At 64.6% G+C, this 20,120-nt stretch carries 16 protein-coding genes; 4 read left to right on the forward strand and 12 right to left on the reverse strand.

Going from position 1 to position 20,120, the window contains the following annotated elements:
• Nucleotides 1-26: 26 nt before the first annotated feature.
• The 12 genes from cls to dnaA form a co-directional block, all read right to left on the reverse strand.
• Nucleotides 27-1,487: a cardiolipin synthase gene (gene cls, locus AC5JLE_RS18625; protein WP_014645411.1), complete on the reverse strand. Its 1,461-nt coding sequence runs from the start codon at nt 1,485-1,487 to the stop codon at nt 27-29.
• Between the two features lie 174 nt (nt 1,488-1,661).
• Complete coding sequence (locus tag AC5JLE_RS18630) at nt 1,662-2,075, reverse strand: ExbD/TolR family protein (RefSeq protein ID WP_005411740.1); 414 nt, start codon at nt 2,073-2,075, stop codon at nt 1,662-1,664.
• A gap of 3 nt (nt 2,076-2,078) precedes the next feature.
• Nucleotides 2,079-2,504, reverse strand: a complete 426-nt coding sequence (locus AC5JLE_RS18635) for an ExbD/TolR family protein (protein ID WP_005421196.1) — start codon at nt 2,502-2,504, stop codon at nt 2,079-2,081.
• A gap of 61 nt (nt 2,505-2,565) precedes the next feature.
• Entirely contained in the window at nt 2,566-3,327 is a 762-nt protein-coding gene (exbB, locus tag AC5JLE_RS18640) for a TonB-system energizer ExbB (protein WP_005411738.1), read from the reverse strand.
• Nucleotides 3,328-3,421: 94 nt separating this feature from the next.
• A complete protein-coding gene (locus AC5JLE_RS18645) occupies nt 3,422-4,090 on the reverse strand; it encodes an energy transducer TonB (protein ID WP_049408447.1) in 669 nt (222 codons plus the stop codon).
• 143 nt (nt 4,091-4,233) lie between these two features.
• The gene (locus AC5JLE_RS18650) at nt 4,234-5,427 is read right to left on the reverse strand and encodes a tetratricopeptide repeat protein (protein ID WP_014035419.1); all 1,194 of its coding nucleotides are present in this window, start codon (nt 5,425-5,427) and stop codon (nt 4,234-4,236) included.
• Nucleotides 5,428-5,559: 132 nt separating this feature from the next.
• Complete coding sequence (locus AC5JLE_RS18655; RefSeq protein ID WP_014645409.1) at nt 5,560-6,366, reverse strand: M48 family metallopeptidase; 807 nt, start codon at nt 6,364-6,366, stop codon at nt 5,560-5,562.
• A 71-nt stretch (nt 6,367-6,437) separates the two neighbouring features.
• Entirely contained in the window at nt 6,438-7,286 is an 849-nt protein-coding gene (locus tag AC5JLE_RS18660) for a CPBP family intramembrane glutamic endopeptidase (RefSeq protein WP_046433405.1), read from the reverse strand.
• Between the two features lie 67 nt (nt 7,287-7,353).
• On the reverse strand, nt 7,354-9,813 hold the full coding sequence (gyrB, locus tag AC5JLE_RS18665) for a DNA topoisomerase (ATP-hydrolyzing) subunit B (protein ID WP_014645407.1): 2,460 nt from the start codon (nt 9,811-9,813) through the stop codon (nt 7,354-7,356).
• Between the two features lie 111 nt (nt 9,814-9,924).
• A complete protein-coding gene (gene recF / locus AC5JLE_RS18670; protein WP_014645406.1) occupies nt 9,925-11,019 on the reverse strand; it encodes a DNA replication/repair protein RecF in 1,095 nt (364 codons plus the stop codon).
• Between the two features lie 991 nt (nt 11,020-12,010).
• Entirely contained in the window at nt 12,011-13,111 is a 1,101-nt protein-coding gene (gene dnaN, locus AC5JLE_RS18675) for a DNA polymerase III subunit beta (RefSeq protein ID WP_005411731.1), read from the reverse strand.
• Between the two features lie 275 nt (nt 13,112-13,386).
• Nucleotides 13,387-14,718, reverse strand: a complete 1,332-nt coding sequence (dnaA, locus tag AC5JLE_RS18680) for a chromosomal replication initiator protein DnaA (protein ID WP_014645405.1) — start codon at nt 14,716-14,718, stop codon at nt 13,387-13,389.
• A 255-nt stretch (nt 14,719-14,973) separates the two neighbouring features.
• Here dnaA and rpmH point away from each other — a divergent pair, with 255 nt between their 5' ends.
• The 4 genes from rpmH (at nt 14,974) to AC5JLE_RS18700 (ending at nt 20,117) form a co-directional block, all read left to right on the forward strand.
• On the forward strand, nt 14,974-15,114 hold the full coding sequence (rpmH, locus tag AC5JLE_RS18685) for a 50S ribosomal protein L34 (RefSeq protein ID WP_005411729.1): 141 nt from the start codon (nt 14,974-14,976) through the stop codon (nt 15,112-15,114).
• A gap of 5 nt (nt 15,115-15,119) precedes the next feature.
• Complete coding sequence (rnpA, locus tag AC5JLE_RS18690) at nt 15,120-15,614, forward strand: ribonuclease P protein component (protein ID WP_080053031.1); 495 nt, start codon at nt 15,120-15,122, stop codon at nt 15,612-15,614.
• Nucleotides 15,614-17,329, forward strand: coding sequence for a membrane protein insertase YidC (gene yidC / locus AC5JLE_RS18695; protein ID WP_496065537.1), 1,716 nt, complete (start codon nt 15,614-15,616; stop codon nt 17,327-17,329). Before rnpA ends, yidC begins: the two co-directional genes overlap by 1 nt.
• Before the next feature lie 115 nt (nt 17,330-17,444).
• Nucleotides 17,445-20,117, forward strand: coding sequence for a polysaccharide deacetylase family protein (locus AC5JLE_RS18700; RefSeq protein WP_032958459.1), 2,673 nt, complete (start codon nt 17,445-17,447; stop codon nt 20,115-20,117).
• Nucleotides 20,118-20,120: the final 3 nt, after the last annotated feature.

A 20,120-nucleotide genomic window follows, 5' to 3' on the forward strand; every position in this document is an offset into this window, starting at 1 on the left:
GATGATCGCCGCAGTGTAGCGCTGCGTCAGAGCAGCGGCGAGGCCAGCCGGGCGAAGGCCTCGGGCAGGCGGTGCAGCCACAGCGAGCGGCCGGCCTGGTCGTGCACCCGCGTGGAACGGTCGAATTCGCCCTGCAGCAGTTCGGCCAGCGCAGCGACGCGGTCACGGTCGCTGATCATCATCGACAGTTCGAAGTTCAGCCGGAAGCTGCGGTGGTCGAAGTTGGCGCTGCCGACGATGCAGACATCGTCGTCGGCGATGAACGCCTTGGTATGCAGCATGCGCGGGCCGTACTCGTAGATCTTCACGCCCGCGTGCAGCAGTTCGTCGAAGTAGGACCGTGCGGCCTGGGTGACGAACCAGGAGTCGCTCATCTTCGGCACCAGCAGGCGCACGTCCAGGCCGCCCAGCGCGGCCGAGGTCAGCGCCATCCTCGCTGCTTCACCGGGCACGAAGTAGGGCGTCACCAGCCACACGCGCTCGTGTGCTTCCTGGATCGCCGCCACGTGCAGGCGGTGGATGGTCTCCCAGCCCGAGTCGGGCCCGGACACCAGCACCTGGGCGCTGATCGATCCATCCGCACGCAGCGGCATGTCGGCCGGCCACAGGCGGGCGATGTCGAAACGCGAGTGGTCCTGGCCACTGGCATAGAGCCAGTCCTCGGCGAACACCAGCTGCAGGCTGCGCACCACGTGGCCGCGGATACGCATGTGCAGGTCGCGGTAAGCGTCGGGCCTGCGGCTCTCGTCTTCCTCGTCAGTGATGTTGATGCCGCCGGTGAAGGCGAGGCGACCGTCGACGATCACCAGCTTGCGGTGGGTGCGCAGGTTCAGCCACGGGCGCTTGAACGGCTTCAGCAGCTGTCGCGGATGGAACCAGATCGCTTCGCCGCCGGCGTCCAGCAGTGGCTGCAGGAAGCGCCGGGGCAGGGCGGAAGAGCCCACCGCATCCAGCAGCAGGCGCACCTGCACACCGGCCTGCGCACGTTCGACCAGGGCATCGCGCAGTGCGGTGCCGGCATGGTCGGGGTTGAAGATGTAGTACTCCAGGTGCACGTGGTCGCGCGCCTGCGCGATCGCGTCGAGCAGCGCGGCATAGGTGGCTGCGCCGTCGACCAGCCAGGTCACCTCGGTGGCACTGCTGGGCGCCAGTCCGGTGGTGGCCTGGGCAACCTTGGCCAGCTCGGTGCAGTCCGAATCGGGCGGGCAGACATCGCTGTAGTGCTCCATGCCCGAGCGTGCACGGCCACGACGCAGCCGTTGCCGCTTCACCTTCTGCGGCCCCAGCAGGTAGTAGATGAAGAGCCCGAGGTAGGGCAGCAGTGCCAGCGAAAGGATCCAGCTCAGCGTGGCCACCGGCTCGCGCTTCTGCAGCATGATCCAGCCCGCCAGCGCGAACAGGTAGAGCAGGTAGGCCACCGCCAGGATCGTGCCGAGGTGGGCGATGCCGTCGAGCCAATGGCGCAGGGAGTCGAAGAGGGCGAGCATCCGCCGATCATAGCGGCGCCTGCTGCCGGATGGGGTCGGATGGTCTCAGATCCCTTTTCCTCAGGAAAAGGGATCTGACCCCAACCCGTGCGCCACGACGAGAACACAAAAAAACGCCCCTGTTTCCAGGGGCGTCTGCAGTCGCGTCATGACTGTTGTATTGCGGTGTAGCGTTTACTGCTGCACAAATCCGATCTTCTTCATCTGAGCATTCTTCGCGGCGGCCAGAACCTTGGCCATCACGTCGTACTCGGAATCCGGGCTGGCGTCGATGCGCAGTTCCGGCTGGTTGGTCGGGTCACGCTGGACCTCCTGCTCCATCCGCTGCTGCAGCTCGCTGGTATTGATCGGGCTGTTGTTCCACGAGACCTGGTTGCTGGCGTCGATCTTCAGTTCGATCGGCGGCGGCGGTTCGACCAGCTGCGGCGGTGGGTTGAGCACGCGCTGCGGCAGGTCCACGGCGATCGGGTACGTCATGATCGGCGCGGTCACGATGAAGATGATCAGCAGAACCAGCATCACGTCCACGAGGGGCGTGACGTTGATGTCTGCCATGGGGCCCTTGCCACCACCACTACTGAATGCCATGGCTTATTGCCCCTTTTCTTTGGTCGCAACGAAGCCGACGTCCAGCATGCCCTGTTCCTGCGCGACCTTGGTCAGGTCGTTGATGACGCGCATCTTGGTGGTGCGGTCACCACGCAGGTTCAGCGGCGGCTGCGGGGTCTGCTGTGCGGCGGTCGCCAAGCGGGACTCGAGAGTCTGCTTGTTGATTTCTTCGTCGTTCCAGTAGATCGAGCCGTCTTCCTTGACTGCCAGCGTGATCGGGTTCGGACGCTTTTCAGCATCTTCCGGCTTCTGGATCAGGTTGGCTTCCGGCAGATCCACCTTGACCTTGTGGGACATCAGGGGCGCCGTGATGATGAAGATGATCAGCAGCACCAGCATCACGTCCACGAGGGGCGTAACGTTGATGTCGGCCATGGGGCCGCCGCTGTTACCACTACTGAAAGCCATAACGGGCTCCGTCTAGATCTTGGTGACTACTTACTTCGTCGCTGGGTGACGCGCGCCGCAATTAGCGGACGCGCGAACCGGTGGCGAAGAAGTCGTGCAGGTCGTGCGCGAAGGTATCGAACTTGCTGATGGTCGCGCTGTTGATCTTGCTGAAGAAGTTGAAGGCGAACACGGCCGGGATTGCGACGAACAGACCGATCGCGGTCATGATCAGCGCTTCACCCACCGGGCCGGCAACGGCGTCGATCGAAGCGGAGCCGGTGGCACCGATCTTGATCAGCGCGCCGTAGATGCCCCACACGGTACCCAGCAGACCGACGAACGGAGCGGTCGCGCCGACGGTGGCCAGCAGGGTCATGCCCGACTGCAGCTTGTTGCTTTCGCGGGTGACGGCCTGGCGCAGAGCGCGGTCGACGAACTCCGAACGGCTCAGGTTCTCACCGACGCCGCCGGTAGCACCGCCTTCAGCGCGCTGGTGGTGGGCAGCGGCCTGGGCAGCGTCCAGGGCGATCTTCGAGAACGGCTCCGAAGCCGGCTGCTCTTCCATCGCACGGATGGCGTCCTGCGCGTTCGGGGTGTCCCAGAACAGGCTGACGACGCGGTCAGCGGCGCTCTTCAGGCGGGTGGCACGGAAGATGTTGATGACGGTCCAGTACCAGGACATGGCCGACATGGCGATCAGGGTCAGCAGCACGACCCAGGAAACCGCGAAATCACCCGGCTTGGTGGTCATTTCGTGGATCAGGTGCTCGAAGCCCATCTGCGACAGGGCGTTGGACGGATTGCCCCCGGCAGCAGCGGCGATGAAAATTTCCTGCAGCATGACGCTTACCTTTGTTGTGTGTGGTGATAAAGGGTGTAGCTAAGCTAAACAATCGAACCGGGAGCGGGGGTGGCCGGAGGGCCACCCGGACGCATCAGTTCAGCGCAAAGTTGACCGGGACGCGAACGCGACCTGCCGCCTTCTTACCGCCAGATTCAGCGGCGTTGAAGCGCCACTTGCGAGCTGCTTCCATCGCAGCACGGTCCAGGTCGCGGTTACGGCTGGACTTTTCCACCGTGACATTGGTGACGTTGCCGTTGGCATCGACATCAATGATCAGGATCACTTCGCCCTGGATACCCGCGCGGAAGGCGGCCGGCGGATAGCGCGGCGGATTCATGGCCTTCGACGAGATGTCCACGCTGGCCTCGATCGAGGTCGGCGGAGCCGGCGGCGACGGGGGCGACGGCGGGGTGACGATATCGTTCGGGCGCGGCTCCGGCACGTCCACGACCGGCGCCTGCGGCGGCGGCGGTACGGGCGACGGCTTCGGCGGCGACAGATTCTTCACCGGCGGTGGCGGAGTATCCTGCGGCGGCGGCGGCGGCGGCGGCGGTGGGGGCGGCGGCGGCGCGTCGACGATGGTCACCATGACGTTGCGCTCCTTCTCCGCGACGGCCTTGGGAGCCACGGCGGGAATGAGGAGCATCATGAAGGCGGCCAGATGCAGGGCAATTACAAACGCGATGCCGACGATGCGAGGCCAGCTCAGCCCCTTGTCATCGGGTTGTTCGTACCGGTGAACGACTAGTTGTTCCGTCATGCGCCAAGAGCTCAATAGTGGGGCCGGAATCCCGGGGGCGGGATCCCTGATCAGCGGTGCATGACACCGCAGGAACCTCCAAGCTTATACCAATCCTGAGCGCCTGCGCATCAACTGAGCAGGCATTCAGGCGTTATTCCTACTTACTTCAGGTTGATGATTTTTTTGGCATCCGCCTGGTTCTTCACGCCCTTCGCCAGCGCCTGCTGGGCGGCCTGCTTGGCCTCGGGGACGCGACCTTCGGCATGCAGGACGCGTGCCAGGTTCAGGTAGGTCTCACCGTCCTTGGAGAGCGGGGCAGCCTTCTGCCACGCATCGATCGCCTGCGGCACCTGGTCGGAGTAGTAGTAGGACTGGGCCAGCGCCAGGTAGACCTGGTAATCCGGCTTCAGGATGCCCTTCTGCAACCCTTCGTTGATGACCGCGATGACGTCCTTTTCCTTGTTCTCGGTGTTGGCATAGATCGAGTACAGCTGCTTGTACTCGCGCTCTTCGGTGAGCTGGCCGCTGCTGCGCAGCTTGTCCATCACCGCGGCGGCCTTCGGCATCTGGTCAGCCTGCATGTACATGTTGGCCAGGTTCAGCTGGGCCTTCTTGTCCGTCGGATTCTTGGCCGCCAGCGCTTCTGCGGCCTGCACGGCCTCACCGGTCTGGCCGGCTTCGGACAGGGCCGCCATCAGCAGCTGGTTCCAGTTGTCCTTCGGCTCGGCGGCGCCGGCGATGGCCTGCTTCAGCACCGGGATCGCTTCCTGGTAGCGCTCCAGCTGGTACAGCGCCTGGCCCTTGGCGATCAGCTCTTCCGGCTTGGTCGACTTGCTCTCTGCGAAGTACTTGTCCAGGGTGGCCAGGCCTTCGGCGGTCTTGTCTTCCTGCAGCTGCAGCTGGCCCAGCATCAGCATCGACTGGAAGTGGCCGTTGTTGTCCAGGCCGTTGAACTGGATCACCTGCTTCAGATACGCGATGGCGCCCGGCACGTCGTCGGTCTGGTAGGCGGCCTGCGAGGCCAGCTGCGCGGCCAGCGACTTGTCGTACTCGTTGGAAGCGCTGTCGGCCAGGATCGCGTCAGCCTGTTCGCGCGTCTCCGGGAACTTTTCCTTGTTGTAGCTGTCGATCATTTTCTGCAGCTTGCTGCCCATCTTGGCCGAGGCCTTGGCGGTCGGCTCTTGGCGGGTCGCATTCGGGTACAGCGGTTCGGCCTTGGCCTGCTTGCTGCTACCGCCGCGGCTGCCACGGTCGGAGGAACGCGAGGACTGCGCAAAGGCATCGGTGACCACGGCGCCGGTCAGGGCGGTCGCGACGAGGACGGAAAGCACAGCTTTGTGGTTACGGAAAATCATCGTTCACCTCGATCGAACCGCCGGATAGCGGCAAAGTCGGACTGTCAGAAAAATCTGAGCCGCCAAACGTATCAGAAACAGATGGCGTGAGAAATCGTTTTATGTGCTGCAATACAGCATAGAACTGCGCACTCATCCGCACTTTGGCCGCAGCCCGGCCGCCTGCGCCTGCTGGTAGACCGGCGTCAGGCCCGGTGCATCACGTCGCAGCTCCTGGATCCGGTTGGCCGGATCGGGGTGGGTGGACAGCCATTGCGGGCTGCGACCGCCGCTGGCGGCCATCATGTTCTGCCACAGGTCCACGGCCTGGGCCGGGTTGAATCCAGCCTGCGCCATCAGCCGCTGGCCAATCACGTCTGCCTCGCTTTCCTGCGTGCGCGAACCCGGCAGCAGGAAGGCCGCCTGCGCGCCCATCCCGCCCAGCTGGTTGACCGTGCTGGCGGCGCCATCGCCATAGGCGGCACCGGCCAGCGCGCCCAGCACGGCCAGGCCGGTCTGCGCGCCCATCTGCCGGGTGATGCGTTCTTCGTGGTGACGCGCGATGACATGGCCGATCTCATGGCCGATCACGGCAGCCAACTGGTCCTGGTTCTTGGCGACGGTGAAAATGCCGGTGTTCACGCCCACTTTTCCGCCGGGCAGGGCAAAGGCGTTCGGTTCCTTGTCGACGAACACGGCGGTCTCCCACCGTACGCCACGGTACTGAGGCGGCAACTGCGCGACCAACGCGTTGACCACGCACTGCACGTAGCCGTTCTGGCGGCCATCGGTGCTGATCTTCTCTTTCTGCTTGGTCTCGGCAAACGCCTGCGCGCCGAGCTGGTCAAGCTGTGCCTGCGATACGCCGCCCACCATCTGCCGTCTTCCGGTTGGCGAGGTGGTGGTCGCACAGGCACTGACTACGGTGGTGATGACTAGAGCCAGCAGCAGTTGTTTCATGGGTCCGCCCCCGTGTTCATGTGCGCAGTGTGTAGCGTACCTGCTTAATCTTTCGTCAAGCGGGCACGGCGTTACGTTGACCCCAGGAACACCATTGCGGCGAGCGCCACCGCGTTGTTCAGCGCATGCGCCGTGATCGCCGCCCACAGGGTGCCGGTGCGGCGGTACAGCCAGCAGAAGGCGGCACCCATGCCGCCGTAGACCAGCCACAGCTGCGCCATGCCCAGCAGCGAGTTCTTGCTGACACCGGGCACTTCATGGACCAGGGCGAACGCCAGGCTGCTGAGGATGAGGCCCAGCCAGGGGCGGCCGGCCTGCCACAGGCGCCCGAACAGGACACGACGGAACAGCAGCTCTTCGTAGGCGGGGGCGAGGACGACCGCAAACAGCACCAGGAACAACGGGAAGCGCGCGATCGCGCTCTGCATCAGTTCCACGTTGGTCGGCACCGGCTCGATGCCGAACTGCTTGGAAAGGAAGGCGACGCCGTTGCTGCCAACCACGATCAGCGTGGCCACCAGCAGGGTCCAGCCCCAGGTGGAAGGACGCTGCAGCGCCTGTCGCGAGGCCAGGCGTTCGCCGGCGTTCGCCGGGCGCCGCCAGAAGTACAGCAGCAGTGCGGCACCACCGGTGGCGATCAGGGCCATCAGGATCTGGGCCAGGGCCCCGGGCTGGCCCACTGCCGCGCCGGCGCTGTCAGGTGTGAGTGCACCGCCATTGGCCGCGACGTTGGCGCGGCTGACCACGATCGCACGGTAGAAGCCCCAGAACAGTCCGGTGACCATGCTCAGGCCGACCAGGGTGACGGCGGCGATGCCCAGGTCGATGAAGAAACCTGCCAACGGTGCCACGGCGCGCGGCGGGGTAGACGGCGGCGGAACCGGAGGCGGAGCGGCGGAGACCGGGGCGGATGCGGACATCAGGTACCTGCGTTCAAGGGACGAAGGCCGGTGCAGCTCCCCGCGCACCGGCCAGGTCCCGATTGTGTCAGATATCCAGGTTGGCGACCTTCAGCGCATTGTCTTCGATGAAGTCGCGACGCGGTTCGACCACATCGCCCATCAGGGTGCTGAAAATCTGGTCGGCGGCGACCGCGTCTTCGATACGCACCTGCAGCAGGCGACGGGTTTCCGGGTTCACCGTGGTATCCCACAACTGCTCCGGATTCATTTCACCCAGACCCTTGAATCGCTGGATCTGGCGGCCGCGCTTGGCCTCCTCGAGCAGCCAGTTCTGCGCCTTGGCGAAGCTGTCGACTTCGATCGACTTGGCGCCGCGGGAAATCGTTGCACCTTCGCGCACCAGCCCGTGCAGCAGCTTGGAGGCCTGGTGGATCGCACGCAGTTCGCCACTTTCGAACGCCGACAGCGGCAGCACCTGGATGTGCTCCTCGCCCATGTGGCGACGGGTCACCAGCACGGCGGCGGGGCGTTCCTCGTTGGCCTCCTGCAGTTCCAGGCTGAAACGCGGGCTGCCCAGGCTGCCCTGGTTGAGGCGCTTGGCCAGCGCATCCAGGCCTTCGCCTTCGCCGGCATTGCGCAGGCTGTCCATGTCCATCGGCACGAAATCGACCAGCGCTTCGAGCAGGTTGCGGTCATAGCGGTGGGCATTGCGTTCGATGGAATCAAGCGCGGCGGCATAGGCCAGCAGCAGCTTTTCCAGCGCCAGGCCTTCGATGCCCGGTTCGCCGGTGGCCGGCACCAGCGCGGCGTTTTCCACCGCACTGCTGGCCAGGTAACTGTCCAGCGCCGGGTCGTCCTTCAGGTACAGCTCCTGCTTGCCCTGCTTGATCTTGTACAGCGGCGGCAGGCCGATGTAGACGTAACCGCGCTCGATCAGCTCCGGCATCTGACGGTAGAAGAAGGTCAGCAGCAGGGTGCGGATGTGGGCGCCGTCGACGTCGGCGTCGGTCATGATGATGATCTTGTGGTACCGCAGCTTGTCCGGGTTGTACTCGTCACGGCCGATGCCGGTGCCCAAGGCCGTGATCAGCGTACCCACCTGGTCGGAGGACAGCATGCGGTCGAAGCGTGCGCGTTCCACGTTGAGGATCTTGCCGCGCAGCGGCAGCACCGCCTGGTTCTTGCGGTTGCGGCCCTGCTTGGCCGAGCCACCTGCCGAGTCACCCTCGACGATGAACAGTTCGGACAGCGCCGGGTCCTTTTCCTGGCAGTCGGCCAGCTTGCCCGGCAGGCCGGCGATATCCAGCGCGCCCTTGCGGCGCGTCAGGTCGCGGGCCTTGCGCGCCGCTTCGCGTGCACGCGCAGCGTCGACGATCTTGCCGGCGATCGCCTTGGCTTCGTTCGGGTTTTCCTGCAGGAACTCTTCCAGGCGCGCGCCGAAGGCGTTTTCCACCGCCGGGCGCACGTCGGAGCTGACCAGCTTTTCCTTGGTCTGGCTGGAGAAGCTCGGGTCCGGCACCTTCACCGACAGCACCGCGATCATGCCTTCGCGCATGTCATCGCCGGTCAGGTTGATCTTGGCCTGCTTGGCGATGCCGTTCTGCTCGATGTAGTTGTTGAGCACACGGGTCAGCGCACCGCGGAAGCCGGCAAGGTGGGTGCCGCCGTCCTTCTGCGGAATGTTGTTGGTGAAGCAGTACATCGTCTCCTGGTAGGAGTCGGTCCACTGCAACGCCACATCCACGACGATGCCGTTGTGCTCGCCGGTGACCGAGATGACGTTCGGGTGCAGCGGGGTCTTCAGCTGGGCCAGATGCTCCACGAAGCTGCGGATGCCGCCTTCGTAGTGGAAGTCATCACGGCGGCCATCGCCACGTTCGTCGGCAAGGACGATCTTGACGCCGGAGTTCAGGAACGACAGCTCGCGCAGGCGGCGAGCCAGGATGTCGTAGTGGAATTCCACGTTGTCGTGGAAGGCGACCGTCGACGGCCAGAAGCGCACGGTGGTGCCGCGCTTGGTGGTGGTTTCCAGCTTGGCCAGCGCGGTCACGGCGGCGCCGTTGCTGAATTCCTGCTGGTAGTGGAAGCCGTTCTGGAACACGTCCACCAGCAGCTTCTGCGACAGCGCGTTGACCACGCTGACGCCGACGCCGTGCAGGCCGCCGGACACCTTGTAGCTGTTGTCGTCGAACTTGCCGCCTGCGTGCAGGACGGTCATCACCACTTCGGCGGCCGACACTTCGCGACCGAGCTTGGCGCTCATCTGCTCGTGCTTGCCGGTCGGAATGCCGCGACCGTTGTCGGACACCGAGACCGAGCCGTCGGCGTGGATCGTCACCGCGACATGGTCGGCGTGGCCGGCCAGCGCTTCGTCGATCGAGTTGTCGACAACCTCGAACACCATGTGGTGCAGACCGGTGCCGTCATGCACGTCGCCGATGTACATGCCGGGTCGCTTGCGGACAGCCTCCAGGCCTTCCAGGGCGGTGATGCTGTTGGCGTCGTAATTGCCGTTGTTTGCCGGGGTGTTCTGTTCGTCGCTCATTGCGCTTGCCGTAGGCTCCGCAGGTCGGCCACCGCTTGGAGCGATGCGCCGAGAATGAAAGGATTCCAACCCGAATTATACCAGCCGGGGTCGAGCGGCCCTGTGTGCCCACTATGGCACAGCCACGATCTGTGCATGTTCCACGTGGAACCGGGCGATGTGGGTCAGTTCCTGCAGCGCCGCCGGCGTTTCGGTGGCGGTGATGAAGATCTGCGCGGGCCCACCGAGCAGGCGCTGCAGAACCCGCGCCTGGTGGGTGCGATCCAGCTCCGAGCCCAGATCGTCCAATGCGATCACCGGCCATTCGCCGCGCTGTTCCGCGTAGTCCTCGGCCTGCGCCAGCAGGCAGGCCAATGCCGTCAGCTTGGCCTGGCCGCGGGACAGCGCATCGCGACCCGGAATGCTGTGGAAATCCACGCTCCAGTCTGCCCGGTGCGGACCGACCGAGGTGTATCCGGCCTGGCGGTCACGTTCCCGGGCCAGAAGCAGCGCATCGGCCAGAGGGAGCTCGTGCCGACGCCAACCCGGGCTGAGTTCCAGTGCCTGGATGCCGAGCTGCGGGGCCAGGCTGGAAGCCAGCGCCACGGTGCGCTGCTGCAGACGCTCCAGGTAGTGCTGCCGACGGCTGGTCAACGGTTCGCCGGCTTCAGCCAGTTCGTGATCCCAGGTATCCAGCATCCGCGACGGGCCACCTTGCTTGAGCAGGGCGTTGCGCTGTTTCAGTGCCCGCGAATACCGGCGCCACAGGGACAGGAAATCAGGTTCCACGTGGAACAAGCCCCAATCGAGGAATCGGCGGCGGGGTTCGCCACCACCGCTGACCAACGCATGGCTGCCTGGCTCGAATGTGACTACCGCAAGCGCTGCGCACAGATTGCCGAGCTGGGCCACGTCTTCGCCGTCCAGGCGCCCCTTCCAATCCTGGCCACTGTGCCGCAGGCCGGCCTTTCGGCGGTGCGGCGGGTGATTGGCACGTTGCTCGTCCCATTCCACGAAGATTTCCAGCGCTTCCTGGCCCTGGCGCACCAATCCATCGCGGACACGACCACGGAAGCTGCGCCCATAGGCCATCAGGTGCAGGGCCTCGAGCACGCTGGTCTTGCCGGCACCGTTGTCGCCGGTCAGCAGGTTCAATCCCGGCTGGGGCGACAGCTCCACCGCATTGAAGCGACGCAGTTGGTGCAGGGCGAGGCGGCGGATAAGCATGGGGCGCGAAAGACCATCCGCACGGGGCGGCAGAGGGGCAGGGAATCCATCAGCTTACTGCATCGGTCAAGCCGGACGTGCCCGGCCAGCTATCCGGCCAGCTATGGAGCAGTTACCGCAGGTCTGCCTGCGCCCCGACCGCTGGTTCCACGTGGCGCTGTTTCCTCATCCCAGCAGATGCGGGTCTCGGCAAGCCCGGAAATCCTTCGATTCTGCGAAGGGTAGCGGGGGTGTGAGCCTTGGATTTCGCCGATTTCAGGCGATGCCGTAGACAGCGCTTGCCTCGTCGCCGACAAGTACCAGCGGATGAACCTGCAGATTCCTTGAAATCTACGGTCCCATGCCCTGGGCGGTTCCACAGATTTCAAAGAATTCAGACCGATCGTTCCACGCTGTCCACAGCTGCCCTGTATGACTTATACACAAGGTATGGGCAATCTGTGGATAAAAAAGCCCTTTTGCCATGCCTTCGAAACTATCCACAGGTTCCCCCCCAGGCTGGGAGGCCGATATACAGGGGGTTTCAGGTGCATAAATTCCTTTTAAATCAGTCAGATAAGGTGTTTTTCCACGAGATCTGGCTCTACCATCACCACCATGCTTTAGATTTATACCCAGATTTAGAAGCTAGGCTTGCCCCAATCTGCATCGAATCTTCCCTGTGGACAGCGGCGTTTGCAGAGGGAAGTCCATCGCGCCGCGATGCAGGATCATCGGTCCCTGTCTGGCCAGATCTGGGGACAGGCGACGAGTATCGGATCCTGCACCTGGACTTTCGATCAATCGCGACTCGTCATTGCTACGATTCAGCGATCCTGTTTTCAACGATCGAGACGAACATCCCGGAAAGGCAACGGATTTCAACCGAGCCCATCGACGGAAGTGACGTCGTCCGGAGAACTGAGTCTTCTAGATGCTCCACGTGGAACCTGCAAAAAAAACGCCCGGGAAGATCCCGGGCGTCGTTCGGTTCCACGTGGAACAGCAGCTGTCAGAGACGCAGCGGCATCACCACGTGGCGCGACTTCTCGCTGCTGGACTCACGTACAAGCGCCGAGGAGTTGGAATCGCGCAGCTGGATGATGACTTCCTCATCGCGCAGGGCGGAGAGAGCGTCCAGCAGGTAGTTCACGTTGAAGCCGATGGCCAGATCGCTGACCGTGGTGTCGGCTTCGATCTCTTCCTGGGCTTCTTCCTGTTCCGGGTTGTGCGCGCTGATCTTCAGGTTGCCCGGCGAGACTTCCACGCGGATGCCGCGGTACTTCTCGTTGGACAGGATCGCGGCGCGCTGAAGCGAGGCGCGCAGCGCTTCGCGATCAACCTTCACTTCACGGTCGGCACCGATCGGAATCACCGCTTCGTAGTCCGGGAAGCGGCCGTCGATCAGCTTCGAGGTAAAGGTGACATCGTCGCGCTTGACGCGCACGTGGCTGCGGCCGACTTCCAGCTCGATCTCGCGATCGCCGCTTTCCAGCAGGCGCTGCAGTTCGGTCACACCCTTGCGCGGCACGATGATCTGGCGCTTGGACCCGCTGGGCTTGGCCAGATCGGTTTCACACAGCGCCAGGCGGTGGCCGTCGGTGGCAACGGTACGCAGGGCATCGCCGCGCAGGTCGAACAGCAGGCCGTTGAGGTAGTAGCGCACGTCCTGCTGGGCCATCGCGAACGCGGTGCGCTCGATCAGCTCCTTCAGGGTCGCCTCACCGATGGCCACGCGCTCGGTGGCTTCCACTTCATCCACCGACGGGAAGTCGTTCGAAGGCAGCGTGGCCAGGGTGAAACGGCTGCGACCGGCCTGCACGGTGATCTTGTCTCCGGTCTGCGAGACGGTGATCCGGCTGCCGTCGGGCAGGGCGCGGATGATCTCGAACAGCTTGCGGGCGGGAATGGTGGTTTCGCCGTCCTGGGCATCTTCAACCGCGATCCGCGACACCATCTCCACTTCCAGGTCGGTACCGGTCAGCGACAGCTGGCCGTTCTGCACCTGGACCAGGAAATTGGCCAGAACCGGAAGGGTCTGGCGGCGTTCGACCACGTTGACGACCTGTGCCAACGGCTTGAGAAAGGCTTCGCGCTGCAGTGTGAAACGCATGTGGTTCCGTGCCCCTATGCTTTAAAAAATGTGGAATAAATCAAAAGCTTGGTGGTGCTGGTAGAGACAGAATCGCTGGAAAACAATGCTAAGTCTTTGTAATTAAAGGTATTTCAGACCTCGAAACCCTCTGCATTACCGACCCCCAAGGGGTGGGGAAAGCTGTGGATAAATCTGGCGCGATTTCAAACGGCATTTTTATCCACAACGTGTCCCGCGCTTGCTACCGGATTCTGCACCGTTTTGTGCGATGACGCCTCATCGGCATCCGTGCATCATTCGCTCAGCTTCCGGATCAGCTTGTCCCAGTCTTCGCGGAGCTTGCCGTCGGTTTCCATCAGGGTCCGGATCTGGCGGCAGGCATGCAGCACCGTGGTGTGATCGCGACCGGCAAAGGCGTCGCCGATCTCGGGCAGGCTGTGCTCGGTCAGTTCCTTGGTCAGGGCCATGGCGACCTGGCGGGGACGGGCCAGCGAGCGGGTCCGACGCTTCGACAGCAGATCCTTGATCTGCAGGCCGTAGTAGTCGGCAACGGTTTTCTGGATGTTGGGAATGCTGATCGCCTGCTGCTGGGCGCGCAGCAGGTCGCGCAGGGTTTCCTGGGCGAATTCGGTGGTGATCGCGCGGCCGGTGAAGTTGGCGCGGGCGGTCAGGGTATTCAGCGCGCCCTCGAGGTCGCGCACGTTGGAGCGCATCTTCTTGGCGATCAGGAACGCAACATCATCGGGAATCTCGGCACCGCGTTCGCGCGCCTTGGCCAGCACGATCGCGGCGCGGGTCTCGAAGTCCGGCGGTTCGATCGCGACCGACAGGCCCCAGGCAAGCCGCGACTTCAGGCGCGCTTCCAGGCCCTCGACTTCGCGCGGATAGCGGTCGCAGGTCAGGATGATCTGCTGCTTGCCATCGAACAACGCGTTGAAGGTGTGGAAGAACTCTTCCTGGGTGCGGTCCTTGCCGGCAAAGAACTGGATGTCATCGATCAGCAGCGCATCCACCTGCTGGAACTGGCGCTTGAACTGATCCATGGTCTTTTCCTGCAGGGCCCGGATCATCGCGCTGAAGAACTGTTCCGAACGCAGGTACAACACCTTTGCACCTGGATTGGCCTGGCGCATGGCGTTGCCGGCGGCGAACATCAGGTGGGTCTTGCCCAGGCCCGTGCCTCCGTACAGCAGCAGCGGGTTGTGCGCCCGGTCGCCCGGCTTCTGCGCTGCCTGGAAGGCGGCGGCCAGGCCCAGCTGGTTGCTGCGGCCTTCGACGAAGTTGGCGAACGTGTAGTGGCTGTCCAGATTGCCGGCGAAGGGCACCTGCGGTTCGCTGGACACATGCGCCGAGGGCGTGGAAACCGGCGCGTTCTGCGCCTCCACAGGGCGCGGGCGCGAGCCGATTTCAAGAAAAACGTCGCTGAAACCGGCGAAATGCGCCAGCAGCTCGCGGATCCGGGCCAGGTACAGCTCGCGGACCTGGTCGACGATGAAGGCATTCGGTGCATACAGCACCAGGCTGTCCACGCGCAGATCGGCCTGCAGCGGCTTCAACCAGGTATGAACGTCTTCCGGCGGGAACTCCGCTTCGAGGCGCTCGAGACTACGGGACCAGGCATCCATCAGCAATAATCGTCCGGTGGCCGGGGCATGGACGCGACAAGGCGCCCAAACACAGGCCGGAAAGGGGGGAAATGGATGGCTCAGACTACCACCGAGCGCCCGCCTTCGGAATGCTTGTCCCCTACTTATTCACAAAAACATCCACAGCTATTGCACAGCCCGGTGAATTCGCGTAGCTGCCAGGGGTTGACGCGGGGTAGGGTACCTCTCTAGAATTTCCGGTTCTTTCCGTCCCATTCATACGAGAGGCCCCCAATGGCCACGAAGCGCACCTACCAGCCCAGCAACCTCAAGCGTAAGCGCGACCACGGCTTCCGTGCCCGTATGAAGACCGCTGACGGCCGCAAGATCCTGTCGCGTCGCCGCGCCAAGGGCCGCAAAGTCCTGAGCGCCTGATTGCCATGCCGCACCCCGCGGCAGACGCAATCCCTTCGACAGTGAATACTGCAGACCCGCGCAAGCGATTCCCTCGCTCTGCGCGGGTTCGCACGCGTGCCGAATATTCAACGGTCTTCAACGGCGCCCGCCGTGTGTCCGATCCGCTGATGACCCTGCACTGGCTGCCGGCTGACCGGCCGGCCAGGCTGGGTCTGGCGGTTTCCCGCAAGGTTGATCCGAACGCCGTGGGGCGTAACCGGATCAAGCGCGTCCTGCGCGACATCCTGCGTCAGACACGTACCGAAATCCAGCCAGGCGACTTCGTCGTCGTGGCGCGTAGTGCTGCGCGTTCCGCCAGCAACGACGAGATCCGCCAGGCCTTCCTGCGCCTGCTGCGTCGCCTGCGTGCATTGCCCGCGCCGGGCGTGGACGGCACAATGCCGCCGCCTGATGGCATCGCAACTCCTTCTTTGACCGAGCCGGCATCGCGTCCCGGCCCCGCCGAGCCTGTCCGCTGATGAACCAGACCCGCGTATTCCTCATTTTTGCCTGGCTGATGGTGGCCGTGCTGCTGTGGATGGAGTGGAGCCGTGAAAAGGCTGCTCCGACCCCGGCACCGACGACCACGTCGGCCCCGGCTGCTGCACAGAGTGTTCCGGGCGCGACCCCGGGCAGCATCCCCAGCGCGCAGGTCCCGGGTGCGCCGGGCCAGGCCGCTGTGCAGGCCCAGGCCAGCGCCACCCCGGCCAGCCAGCGCGTGACCGTCACCACCGACGTGCTGCGCCTGGTGCTGGACGGCGGCCGTGTGCTGGATGCCGAGCTGCTGCAGTTCCCGCAGACCAAGGACGAAGGCAGCCCGCCGGTTCGCCTGCTGACCGAAGACCCCGCGCATCCGTACAGCGCGATCAGCGGCTGGGCCAGCGAAGACAAGAACAGCCCGGTTCCCGGCGCTGACGGCTTCAAGCTGGTCGGTGATACCAAGGACTTCGTGCTGGCCAAGGGCCAGAACGAACTGCAGATCCCGTTCGTGTGGACCGCCGACAACGGCGTGACCATCAAGCGCACCCTGACCGTCTCGCGCAACGAGTACGCCGTGCGCTTCAAGGACGAAGTCAGCAACGCCGGCGCCGCACCGTGGAACGGCTACGTCTACCGCACCCTGGACCGCACCCCGACCATCCTGTCGCGGAGCATGACCAACCCGGATTCGTTCAGCTTCAACGGCGCCACCTGGTACGACAACGACAAGAAGTACCAGCGTCGTGCGTTCAAGGATTACCTGGACGACGGCGCACTGAACCAGAACATCACCGGCGGCTGGCTGGCGATGCTGCAGCACCACTTCTTCACCGCCTGGATCCCGCAGAAGGACCAGACCGCGCACTACGTGCTGTCGCAGGTGGCCGGTCGTGACCTGATTGAAGCGCGTGGCCCGGCCTTCACCGTGGCCCCGGGCCAGTCCACCAGCACCGAGGCCCGCCTGTGGGTCGGCCCGAAGCTGGTCAACCTGATCGCCAAGGAAGACGTGCCGGGCCTGGACCGCGTGGTCGACTACAGCCGCTTCTCGATGATGGCGGTGATCGGCCAGGGCCTGTTCTGGGTGCTGAACCAGGTGCACAAGCTGGTCGGCAACTGGGGCTGGGCGATCGTCGGCCTGGTGGTGCTGCTGAAGCTGGTGCTGTACCCGCTGTCGGCGACCCAGTACAAGAGCGGTGCCAAGATGCGCCGCTTCCAGCCGCGCATCGCGCAGCTGAAGGAACGCTATGGCGATGACCGCCAGAAGTTCCAGACCGCGATGATGGAGCTGTACAAGAAGGAAAAGATCAATCCGATGGGCGGCTGCCTGCCGATCCTCATCCAGATGCCGATCTTCTTCGCCCTGTACTGGGTGCTGGTGGAATCGGTCGAACTGCGCCAGGCGCCCTGGTTCGGCTGGATCCAGGACCTGACCGCACGCGACCCGTACTTCATCCTGCCGGTCATCAACGTGGCAGTGATGTGGTTCACCCAGAAGCTGACCCCGGCACCGGGCATGGACCCGATGCAGCAGAAGATGATGCAGTTCATGCCGCTGGTGTTCGGCGTCATGATGGCCTTCATGCCGTCCGGCCTGGTCCTGTACTGGGTGGTCAACGGTGGCCTGGGCCTGCTGCAGCAGTGGTGGATGACCAAGCGCCATGGCGGCGAGCCGGTTGCGGCCCCCACCGCTCCGGCCCCGGTCAAGAAGAAGTAATCGGTAGAGCCGGCCGCTGGCCGGCTGACCCCAGCAAAAGCCCGCCGCAAGGCGGGCTTTTCGCATGCGGCGGTAGAATCGCCGGCACACCGTTCCTCCCACCTTCGAGTCCGCCATGCCGCGTGCGTCGTCGTTCCGCCTGTTCCTGCCCTCGCTGTTGTTGACCCTGGTTGTTGCCGGCTGCGGCGACAAGGACGCGAAGGCGCCGGCGACCACCGTCACCCAGCCAAGCGCGCAGGCCGCGGCCGCCGCCGATCCGGCCGCCGCGCCGTTGCTGGCGGCGCTGCAGAAGCAGCTCGACGGCTACCGCCGGATCATCGTGCTGCTGGCAGACGAGGAACAGCAATCGGCCGCCGACCGCGGCACCTCCACGCGTGTGGGCCAGCAGCTGTTCCACGATGGCCTGGAACAGCGCACGGCGATCGCCGCGCAGTTCGACACCCTGCTGCGCGGCTCCAGCCCGCAGCGCTTCGCCACCCTCGGCACCGTGCTGGACTACATCGAGTCGGCGCCGGAACTGTTCGACGCCGACCGCCTGGCCTTCCGCGAAGTGCTGCGTGATCTGCATGAGCGGGTCGGCACTGATTCGTCGCTGCCGGCGGTCAAGCTGCACCAGCGCATCGGCGAGGACCTGGAGGCACTCGACGAGATCGAGCGAAACTACAACCAGGAACTGACCCGCATCTTCAGCCGCTTCGAGCGCACCCGTGCCATCGAGCTGAAGCGTGAGAAGTGGGACGACTACATCGCCCACCTGCACAAGGACTACAGCCGCGAAGCGATCCTGCGCGACTACGGCGTGATCGAGCCCTACCCGATGTCGATGAAGGACAGCGACCGCGAGATCTTCGGCCGCGACCTGCCGGCCAAGACCGTGGTGCTGACCTTCGACGATGGCCCGCACAAGGCCTATACCGATGAAGTGGTGGCCATCCTCAAGCGCTACGACGTGCCGGGCGTGTTCTTCGAAGTGGGCCGCAACCTGGGCAAGGTCGAGGCCGATGGCAAGGTCAGCCTTGGCCCGATGGCGAAGATCAGCCGCAACCTGATGGAAGAAGGCTATGCGGTCGGCAACCACAGCCTGACCCACGCCCAGCTGTCGCGCACCACCGGTGACGCGCTGCGCCAGCAGGTGCTCGACACCGACACGCTGCTGAAGGATGTCGACAGCAAGCGCGCGCCGCTGTTCCGTTTCCCGTATGGCGCGCGCAATGCCGAAGGCCTGCAGCTGCTCAACGAGGCCGGGCTGAAGTCGATCATGTGGAACATCGACTCGATGGACTGGGCCGACCCGGTACCGGAATCGATCGTGCAGCGCGTGCTCGACCAGGTGAACAAGGAACAGCGCGGCATCATCCTGTTCCACGACATCCACGATCGTGCAGTGAAGGCGCTGCCGCAGATCCTCGACCGGCTGATCGCCGATGGTTACCAGTTCGCCGGCTGGAACGGCCGTGACTTCACCGTCGCCCGTGCGCGCAAGGGTGATGCCGGTGCCGCCACGGTCACCACCGGCTACGAGAAGTCCTGGGCGATCGTGGTCGGCATCGACAACTATGCCAAGTGGCCGAAGCTGGAGTACGCCAGCCACGACGCGCAGGCGGTGGCCGATACCCTGACCGGGCAGTTCGGCTTCCCGTCCTCGCAGGTGATCGTGCTGAAGAACGAGCAGGCGACCCGCAACAACATCCTCGCGGCCTTCCACGATCGCCTGGCCGATGACCGCACCGGCAAGAACGACCGCGTGTTCGTGTTCTTCGCCGGCCATGGCGCGACCCGCCAGCTCGCTTCCGGGCGCGACCTGGGCTACATCATTCCGGTCGATTCGGACCCGAAGGAATTCGCCACCGACGCCATCGCGATGACCGACATCCAGAACATTGCCGAGAGCATGCAGGCCAAGCATGTGATGTTCGTGATGGATGCCTGCTACAGCGGCCTGGGCCTGACCCGCGGTGGCCCGTCGTCGTCGTCGTTCCTGCGCGAGAACGCGCGTCGCAGCGCGCGGCAGATGCTGACCGCCGGTGGTGCCGACCAGCAGGTGGCCGATGCTGGCCCCAACGGCCATTCGGTGTTCACCTGGGTGCTGTTGCAGGCGCTGGCCGGCAAGGGCGACCTCAACGGCGACGGCCTGATCACCGGTACCGAGCTGGCCGCCTACGTGGCGCCGGCCGTATCGGCGGTCTCGCACCAGACCCCGGCCTTCGGCAGCCTGCCCGGTTCGCAGGGCGGCGAGTTCGTGTTCCAGGTGCCGGACAGCCAGGAATTCCTCAACGCCGATACGCGCCAGCTGACCGCCGATGCGATCGCGCTGAACAACAAGGTGGATGCGGCCAGCGAGGCCAAGGGCAGCCAGGCGCCGGTGACTGTGGCCGACCTGCAGGGTGGCAAGGCCAAGCTGGTGGTGCCCACCGCTGGCCCGGCGTCCGACCGTCAGCGCGCGCAGCAGGCCAACGACCGCGGCCTGCAGCTGTACCGCGAGAAGCAGTACGACGAGGCAGCCGCGCAGTTCGCCGAAGCGCTGAAGCTGCGTCCTGATTTCGCCCAGGCCGCCAACAACCTCGGCTTCGTCTACTACCGCCAGCAGCGCTATGCAGAAGCCGCGCGCTGGCTGGAGAACACGCTGAAGATCGACCCGTCGCGCGCGGTGGCCCATCTGAACCTGGGCGATGCTTACTTCAACGCCGGCGACAAGGCCAAGGCGAAGCAGGCCTACACCACCTACCTGGCGCTGCAGCCGCAGGGCAGTGGCGCGGCCCAGGCGCGCGCGCAGCTGGAGAAGCTCTGAGCC

The sequence above is a fragment of the Stenotrophomonas sp. genome (assembly GCF_059505245.1).

What these genes read in the sequence shown, in the direction of transcription:
- yidC (WP_496065537.1), top strand. Translation starts at nt 15,614, where the DNA reads ATGAACCAGACCCGCGTATTCCTCATTTTTGCCTGGCTGATGGTGGCC.
- AC5JLE_RS18635 (WP_005421196.1), bottom strand. Translation starts at nt 2,504, where the DNA reads ATGGCTTTCAGTAGTGGTAACAGCGGCGGCCCCATGGCCGACATCAAC.
- AC5JLE_RS18655 (WP_014645409.1), bottom strand. Translation starts at nt 6,366, where the DNA reads ATGAAACAACTGCTGCTGGCTCTAGTCATCACCACCGTAGTCAGTGCC.
- AC5JLE_RS18630 (WP_005411740.1), bottom strand. Translation starts at nt 2,075, where the DNA reads ATGGCATTCAGTAGTGGTGGTGGCAAGGGCCCCATGGCAGACATCAAC.
- AC5JLE_RS18700 (WP_032958459.1), top strand. Translation starts at nt 17,445, where the DNA reads ATGCCGCGTGCGTCGTCGTTCCGCCTGTTCCTGCCCTCGCTGTTGTTG.
- rpmH (WP_005411729.1), top strand. Translation starts at nt 14,974, where the DNA reads ATGGCCACGAAGCGCACCTACCAGCCCAGCAACCTCAAGCGTAAGCGC.
- dnaN (WP_005411731.1), bottom strand. Translation starts at nt 13,111, where the DNA reads ATGCGTTTCACACTGCAGCGCGAAGCCTTTCTCAAGCCGTTGGCACAG.
- cls (WP_014645411.1), bottom strand. Translation starts at nt 1,487, where the DNA reads ATGCTCGCCCTCTTCGACTCCCTGCGCCATTGGCTCGACGGCATCGCC.
- dnaA (WP_014645405.1), bottom strand. Translation starts at nt 14,718, where the DNA reads ATGGATGCCTGGTCCCGTAGTCTCGAGCGCCTCGAAGCGGAGTTCCCG.
- recF (WP_014645406.1), bottom strand. Translation starts at nt 11,019, where the DNA reads ATGCTTATCCGCCGCCTCGCCCTGCACCAACTGCGTCGCTTCAATGCG.
- exbB (WP_005411738.1), bottom strand. Translation starts at nt 3,327, where the DNA reads ATGCTGCAGGAAATTTTCATCGCCGCTGCTGCCGGGGGCAATCCGTCC.
- AC5JLE_RS18650 (WP_014035419.1), bottom strand. Translation starts at nt 5,427, where the DNA reads ATGATTTTCCGTAACCACAAAGCTGTGCTTTCCGTCCTCGTCGCGACC.
- AC5JLE_RS18645 (WP_049408447.1), bottom strand. Translation starts at nt 4,090, where the DNA reads ATGACGGAACAACTAGTCGTTCACCGGTACGAACAACCCGATGACAAG.
- rnpA (WP_080053031.1), top strand. Translation starts at nt 15,120, where the DNA reads ATGCCGCACCCCGCGGCAGACGCAATCCCTTCGACAGTGAATACTGCA.
- AC5JLE_RS18660 (WP_046433405.1), bottom strand. Translation starts at nt 7,286, where the DNA reads ATGTCCGCATCCGCCCCGGTCTCCGCCGCTCCGCCTCCGGTTCCGCCG.
- gyrB (WP_014645407.1), bottom strand. Translation starts at nt 9,813, where the DNA reads ATGAGCGACGAACAGAACACCCCGGCAAACAACGGCAATTACGACGCC.